We start from the raw sequence: 6,804 nt of genomic DNA on the forward strand, positions 1-6,804 counted from the left end.
GGCTCACCCGGTGATCGATGTACACCCACGCCGCCGCCGGTCCGTCCTCGGTCTGCACGGTGAGCTCATCGCGCCGGTAACGGACCGGTACGCCTTCAGCGCTGTCCAGGGCGGCCAAATCGTGGTCGGACAAATCCCAAACCACTCCGTGCACCGTGGTCCCGGGTAGCGGTTCGACGGTGGCCACCCCGCGCTGGTTGATCAGCCAGTCGTGGTCGGCGAGTACGGCACGGCGTGGATTGACGGCGTCGGGGCATCGCTGCGCCATCTGCTGCACGCACAGGTTGGACCCGTACGCGAAGTAGGAATGACGGCGGCGCTGCGTCACGAGGTTGATGTTAGCCGAGCGAATTATTTGCTCGGCGGCCAGCGGTTCGGGATCGCAAGGTCAGGCCGGCCCGTTGGCGCGGACCGTGAGATAGATCAGCATCACGTTGAGCAGGCTGATGAGCGTGCCGATCACCCAACCGGCCGCCGTCGTGAGTCGGTGATTGGTGTCGCCACCCATCAGTTGACGATCGCTGGTGAGCCGGACCAACGGCAGCAGTGCGAACGGAATGCCGAACGACAAGACGACCTGCGACAGCACCAACGTGCGCGTCGGATCAATGCCCAACGTCAAGATCAACAGCGCGGGCGTCAGCGTCGCGAGCCGCCGCCACACCATCGGGATCGACCGGTGCAGCAGGCCCTGCATGATCATCGCACCGGCGTAAGCGCCCACCGACGACGACGCCAGCCCCGACGCCAGCAGGCCGATCGCGAAGAGCGCGGCGATCAACGGGCTCACGGTGTCATGCACAGCGTGGTAAGCGACCTCGATCGAGCTGATGTCGCCGCGGCCACGCATGTTCAGCGCGGCCACCAGCAGCATGGCGACGTTCACCGCGCCCGCGACCACCATCGCCAGCCCGACGTCCAACCGGGTGATGCGCAGCAGCCGCCGCCGCTGCGGGCCCGCTGGGGGATGACCATGCCGATCACGGGTCAGCCCGGAGTGCAGATACACCGCGTGCGGCATCACCGTCGCGCCCAGGATGGCCGCGGCCAGCAGCACGCTTTCCCTGCCCAGGAATCGGGGCACCAGACCGCCGAGCACGTCGCCGGGTGGCGGCGTCGAGACGAAGAAACTTGCGGTGAAGCCGATGGCGATCACCAGTAGCAATCCGGTGATGACGCGCTCGAAGATCTGCTGGCCGCGTTGATCCTGGATGCGCAGGAGCAGCAGCGACACCACACCGGTGATGATTCCGCCGATCAGCAGCGGCAGCCCGAACAGGATGTGCAGCGCGATTGCGCCGCCGATCACTTCGGCCACGTCGGTGGCCATCGCGACGAACTCGGCTTGCAGCCAAAATGCCAGCCGGGCTGGGCGATTCAGCCGGGCCCCGATGGACTCGGGCAACGATCGGCCGGTGACCAGGCCGAGTTTCGCCGACAAGTACTGCACCAGGCCGGCCATCACGTTGGCCAGGATGATGACCCACAACAGCGCGAAGCCGAACTGCGATCCGGCGCTGATGTTCGCGGCGACGTTGCCCGGGTCCACATAGGCGATGGCGGCGACGAAGGCAGGCCCGAGCAGATACCACCCGGTCTTGAGCCGGGCGCGGGTGTCCTCGGGCACCTAACTCACTTTCGGTCTACGAATAAGAAAGTTAGGTTAGCCGAAACCGTCAGGCGGGCGAGTAGAGGCCGCGCCCGGTGATCAGTGGCAGGTCCAGCGTGGTCCGGATGCCGGCCGGCGCGGCAACCACGGCAGGGATGGCGTTGACGACCCGCATCGCCGTCGCGACCAGGCCGGCGTGGTTGTGGTCACCGTTGGGGCTGCTCAGGCAGACGTCGACGGCGTACGACGGTTCACCCGTGATCTCGATCCGGTAGCACCCACCGGGTTGGGCGGGCTGCGGCCAATCCGGGCACAGGTCCTCGCGCAACCGGGTCACGTGTTCCAGCACCACCACAGGGTGGCCGTCTTTATTGCCCTGCACCTCGAAGCGCAGCGCCGCGGCACTGCCCTTGGCGATGTGCCCGGACGCGATGTCGAAGTCCTCGGGCGCCGGAATCCGCTCCTGGCGTTCGGTGATCGAGTCGAGTTCGATGCCCAGTCCGGCGGCGAGTTGGCGCACGACCGATCCCCACGCCAGGCTCAGCACGCCCGGTTGCAGCAGCATCGGGATCTCGTCGAGCGGCTTGCCGAAGCCCATCACGTCGAACATCACCGTCGCGCTGTCGTAGGTGGCGTAGTCGACGATCTCCATGCAGCGGATCTGCTGCACGCTCTGGCACGTTCCGGCCAGCGCCAGCGGAAGCAGGTCGTTGGCGAATCCGGGATCGATGCCGTTGACGAAAAGACTCGAATTACCTTCTCGTGCGGCATCTTCGATGGGTGTCAACATACTGTCTGGCAGCACCTGCCAGGGGTACTGTAGGAATACGGCACTGCTGCCGACGACGTTGACGCCGGCGGCCAGGATGCGCCGGTAGTCCTCGAGCGCGTCCGGCAGCCGGTTATCGGCCATCGCGGTGTAGACCGCACACTGCGGGCCGGTGGCCAGCACAGCGTCGAGGTCGGTCGTGGCTTTAATGCCGGTCGAAACATCAAGGCCGGCAAGCTCTCCAGCGTCTTTGCCGGCTTTGGCCGCCGAGGACACCCACACGCCGGTGAGCTCGTAGTCGGGGTTGGTGATGAGCGCTTTGAGTGCGTGCACGCCGACGTTGCCGGTGCCGATCTGGGCGACTTTGATCATCACAGGTCCGGAATCGGTAGGTCGAGGTTGGGAAAGGTGATGCCGCCGTCGACTTCGATTACCTTGCCGGTCAGGTAGGCGCCCGCCGGTGACGCCAAATAGACTGCTGCGGCGGCAATTTCGTCGGGCTGCCCGAGTCGGCGCATCGGTGTCGCCTGCTCCATCGGCTCGCGTAGCGCATCATTGGAGGCGACGATGTCGAGCGCGGAGGTGGCGATCGAGCCCGGCGCGATCGCGTTGACCCGGATCCGGGGGCACAGGTCCAGCGCGGCCAGCCGGGTGTAGTGAGCGAGCGCGGCCTTGGCGGTGCCGTAGGCGGCGAACCCGCGACCGGCCACCCGCCCCATGGTCGAGGTGATGTTGATGATGTTGCCGCCGCCAGAGTGTTCCAGCATCAGCGGCACGGCGGCGACGGTCAGCGCGTGCGCGGTGGCGACGTTGAACGTGAACGCGTTCTTGAGGTCTTTCGTCGACGTGGTCAGCAGCCCGTTGGGCATTGTGCCGCCGACGTTGTTGACGACGATGTCAAGCCGTCCGAACGCCTCAACGGCCTGGCCGGCCAACTCGGCCGTGACCTCCGGTTGGGCCAGGTCCGCGGTGACGATGTGGGCCCGCCGGCCCGCGGCACGGACTTTTTCGGCGACGGCCTCTAGTTCGGATCGGGTGCGGGAGGCGATGACGACGTCAGCGCCGACGTCGGCGAACGCCAGCGCGATAGCTGCGCCAAGACCACGTCCGCCACCGGTGATGACGGCGACTTGGCCGTCGAGTCTGAATTTGTCGAGGATCACGGGCGTCACCGTAACAAGGCGGCGGCGACCGCGTAACCACATTTCTGAAACATGTTCTAGTTGGCGGTCACACTCGTCGCCCTGCCAGCGAATCGCGGGCCGTTCGCCATCGACCGGAGTACACGCCTTCGGGCAGAGCATCCGCTGAGGGTTCCTGGCGTCGAGTGTGCGCAGGGGGCGTCGAGTGTGCACTGAGGGCGTCGAGTGTGCACAGGGGGCGGGATCGCCGCGATTTTCTCGCCCACGATGCACGCTCGACGCCCAGGATGCACACTCGACGCAGGTGGCGCGCATGTGATCCGAATACACCCGCAGTAGGGGTAGTTTCCCGACTTGTCGCCAACCTCAAAACGGTGTCCCGGTTTGGGAGGTAGCACGAGCTAGTGGGCCCGGAGGCGAATCCAGCCCGCACGCCCGGCAGCGACGGCTCCGGCTAGATTCCGCGAATCGGTGGGTCCGAGTTCTCCTGTCGCGGTGAGTGAGTCATGCTTCGTAAGACGTTTAGCGCTTGGCCGCAGCCTTTTTCGCCGCAGCCTTTTTCGCCGCCGCTTTCTTCGCGGGAGCTTTCTTGGCAGCTACCTTTTTCGCCGGCGCCTTTGCGGCGCGCGCCTTAACGCTGGCCTCAAGCTTCGCCAGCAGATCCGAGACATCCTCGGTCTCGTCGAGTTCTTTGGGCCGCTCTTCGGTGGTAAACGCCTCGCCGCCTTCGAGTTTGGCGTTGACCAACTCCTGCAGTTGCTCTTGGTAGTCGTCGTGATAGCGGTCGGGGTCGAACTCGTCAGCCATCGACTCGACCACCTGCCCGGCCATCTTCAGCTCAGCGGGTTTGACCTCAACCTTTTTGTCGAGTACTGGAAAGTCGGGATCACGGATCTCGTCGGGCCACAGCAGCGTGTGGATCACCATGACTTCGCGTTTGCTGAAGTCCTTGACCCGCAACGCGGCAAGTCGGGTCTTGTTGCGCAACGCGAAATGGACGATCGCCACCCGGTCGGTCTCGGCCAGTGTCTTCGCTAGCAGTACATAGGATTTCGTCGAGTTGCCATCGGGCTCGAGAAAGTAGCTACGGTCGAACATCATTGGGTCGAGGTCGCCGGCGGGAACGAATTCCAGAACTTCGATCTCGCGGCTGCGCTCTTCGGGCAGCGTAGCGATGTCGTCGTCGGTGATGATCACCGTCTGGCCGTCTTCGGATTCGTAGGCTCGGGCGATGTCGCGGTACTCGACCACCTCGCCGTCGAGTTCGCACACCCGCTTGTACCGGATGCGGCCGTTGTCCTTGGCATGCACCTGGTGGAACTTGATGTCGTGGTCCTCGGTTGCGCTATACACCTTGACCGGGACGTTGACCAGCCCGAAAGAGATCGAGCCCTTCCAGATCGAACGCATGCTGCCAGTATGCCCATTCCGCTGGACGGATACGCGTCTATCGCTGCTGCGCCGCGGCGGCCAGCGCGTGGCGATCCGGCAGGTCAGCACCCGCCCGGCTGACCGTGACCGCGGCCATCGCACTGCCCGTCTCAAGCGCCTCGCTCAGCGTCTCGAGATCCAGTGCGGCCAGTTCGGCACGCTGTCCGGCCCCCAACAGAGCGCGCTGCCAGAGCGCGTCGAGCACTCCGACCATGAAGGAGTCGCCGGCGCCGACGGTGTCCACCACCTGCGCCGATCGCGCCGGCACCCGCACGGCCCCGGACCCGCAGATCGCCTCGGCACCCCGATCGGCCATCGTCACCACGACGATCGCCGGCCCCAGCGACTGCCAGGTTCGCGCAACGTCTTCGGGCTTACGGTCGGGTTCGAGCCAGCGTAGATCTTCGTCGCTGACCTTCACGATGTCGCTGCGCGCGACGAGATGCTCGATGCGGTTGCGGGCCAGCCCGCGGTCCATAATCAGCGACGGTCGCACATTGGGATCGAAGCTGACGGTGGCTGACACTCGGTAGGCGTCTACCAGCGCCGCGACGGCCACGCAGCCCGGATCACTCACCGCGGCAATCGATCCGGTGTGCACGACAAGGGGCGGTGGCACCGGTGGCGTACCGGACAGTTGCCAGTCCAGGTCGAACTGGTATGTCGCCGAGCCGTCTGCGGCGACGATCGCACGCGCCGTGGTTGTTCGGTCGGCGGTTCGACTTCCCGAAACAAGCTGGACGCCGGATGCTTTGACGTACTCCACGATGCGGCGACCGTACGCGTCGTCGCCGATGTGGGTCAAAAAATCGACATCACGGCCTAGTCGGGCCAACCCGACCGCGACGTTCAGCGGACTCCCGCCGACGTGCTCGCCGACGATCCGGTCCCCGTCCTGGACGATGTCGATGAGTGCTTCGCCGATCACCAATCCGCGGCTCATCGCACCAATGCCTCCAGAGTTACTCGAGCGCCCTTGCTGTGCAACGAATTCAGCGCCCAACGGTAGGCCTCGACGAACCGGTGCTGATGGGCGAGGTCGGCGAAGACCGCCGTGATCTCGATGAATGCATTGGGATTCCGGTGCTGCGAGCGGGCGATCGGGATGAGCGAATCCGCCAGCTGGTCGAGCACCTCGTACGGCTCGCCCCGTTCGTCGACGCCCTCGGCATAGCGCGCCCAACCGGCCACCGCCGCCGACGCCATGGCGATCGGCCCGTCGTTGGCCAGGTTGTCGCGAATGACCGGCAACAGCCACGTCGGGATGCGGTCCGAAGAGTAGGCGCAGATCCGCGCGACGGTGTCACGCACAGCTGGGTTGGCGAACCGATCGATCAGTGTGTGGCCAAACTGATGCAGGTCGATCCCGGGCACCGGCGGCAGCGTCGGGATGGCTTCGTTCTCGAAATAGGCGAGCAAGTATCTGGCAAACAATGGATCCTGCGCCGCCTGGTGGACAAACTCGAAGCCGCACAGGTGTGCGAAGTAGCACAGGCACTGATGCCCCGCATTGAGCATGCGCAGCTTCATCAGCTCATACGGCCGGACGTCGTCGACCACCAGTACGCCCGCCTGCTCCAGAGGCGGCCGGCCGTCGGCGAAGGCATCTTCGATCACCCAGGCGCTGAACTGCTCGGCCACCACGGGCCAGCGGTCGTCGACGCCGAAATCGCGGCGGACCTCCGCGGCCATCTGCAAAGTTGTTGCCGGAGTGATGCGGTCGACCATCGAGTTCGGGAAGCTGGCGTGCTCGCCTACCCACTCGGCCAACTCTGGATCGACGCGTTCGGCACGGGCGAGCACGGTTCGTCGCGCCACCTCACCGTTGCTCTCGATGTTGTCGCACGAGACGA

Annotated in this window: 7 protein-coding genes; all 7 read right to left on the bottom strand. The window is 65.4% G+C overall.

Features of this window, described 5'->3' with window-relative positions:
- A partial coding sequence (locus AC2VOG_RS04170) for a gamma-glutamylcyclotransferase family protein (protein ID WP_486938661.1) occupies positions 1-268 on the bottom strand: 268 nt, incomplete at its 3' end.
- A gap of 120 nt (positions 269-388) precedes the next feature.
- Positions 389-1,627, bottom strand: a complete 1,239-nt coding sequence (locus AC2VOG_RS04175) for an Nramp family divalent metal transporter (RefSeq protein ID WP_486938654.1) — start codon at positions 1,625-1,627, stop codon at positions 389-391.
- Positions 1,628-1,676: 49 nt separating this feature from the next.
- Complete coding sequence (locus tag AC2VOG_RS04180; RefSeq protein WP_486938656.1) at positions 1,677-2,753, bottom strand: NAD(P)H-dependent amine dehydrogenase family protein; 1,077 nt, start codon at positions 2,751-2,753, stop codon at positions 1,677-1,679.
- Entirely contained in the window at positions 2,750-3,541 is a 792-nt protein-coding gene (locus AC2VOG_RS04185; RefSeq protein WP_486938657.1) for an SDR family oxidoreductase, read from the bottom strand. Before AC2VOG_RS04185 ends, AC2VOG_RS04180 begins: the two co-directional genes overlap by 4 nt.
- Before the next feature lie 501 nt (positions 3,542-4,042).
- Positions 4,043-4,930: a non-homologous end joining protein Ku gene (gene ku, locus AC2VOG_RS04190; RefSeq protein ID WP_486938658.1), complete on the bottom strand. Its 888-nt coding sequence runs from the start codon at positions 4,928-4,930 to the stop codon at positions 4,043-4,045.
- A gap of 37 nt (positions 4,931-4,967) precedes the next feature.
- Positions 4,968-5,894, bottom strand: coding sequence for a carbohydrate kinase family protein (locus AC2VOG_RS04195; RefSeq protein ID WP_486938659.1), 927 nt, complete (start codon positions 5,892-5,894; stop codon positions 4,968-4,970).
- Positions 5,891-6,804 (bottom strand): mannitol dehydrogenase family protein (locus AC2VOG_RS04200; protein WP_486938660.1); only part of this gene is annotated, 914 nt, incomplete at its 5' end. The genes AC2VOG_RS04195 and AC2VOG_RS04200, both read right to left, overlap by 4 nt.

The sequence above is a fragment of the Mycobacterium sp. TH-M11 genome (genome assembly GCF_057473725.1).

Excerpts from the sequence above, each read along its gene's own strand:
- ku (WP_486938658.1), bottom strand. The coding sequence starts at position 4,930 with ATGCGTTCGATCTGGAAGGGCTCGATCTCTTTCGGGCTGGTCAACGTC.
- AC2VOG_RS04195 (WP_486938659.1), bottom strand. The coding sequence starts at position 5,894 with ATGAGCCGCGGATTGGTGATCGGCGAAGCACTCATCGACATCGTCCAG.